Below are 258 nucleotides of genomic sequence, written 5' to 3' on the forward strand. Positions count from 1 at the left end.
GCGAAAATGCAGGCCTGTGCCAATATTTCTGGCCTTTAGTGCTTCCATCAGAGCATCTCTGCTCAGCCCGCAGCGGGCTTCATCCACGCGAATGATGAACAAATGCCAGGCGTGCACATGTGACCACTGAGGCAGGGTGAGCGGTTGAAACGGCGTATCGGCCAGCGCCTGTTGATACTGCTGCGCAATTTGCGCACGGCGTGCGTTCAGACGAGCCAGCTTGTTCAACTGTACCAGGGCGATGGCAGCATTGATATC

The 258-nt window shown here is 56.2% G+C and carries 1 protein-coding gene; it reads right to left on the reverse strand.

The features are described 5' to 3' along the window. On the reverse strand, positions 1-258 hold a 258-nt coding region (locus FDX22_RS30980; RefSeq protein ID WP_255432897.1), incomplete at both ends, for a DegT/DnrJ/EryC1/StrS family aminotransferase.

Origin of the sequence: Citrobacter sp. TBCS-14 (assembly GCF_005280805.1) — a bacterium.
Taxonomy (GTDB): Bacteria; Pseudomonadota; Gammaproteobacteria; order Enterobacterales; family Enterobacteriaceae; genus Citrobacter; species Citrobacter gillenii.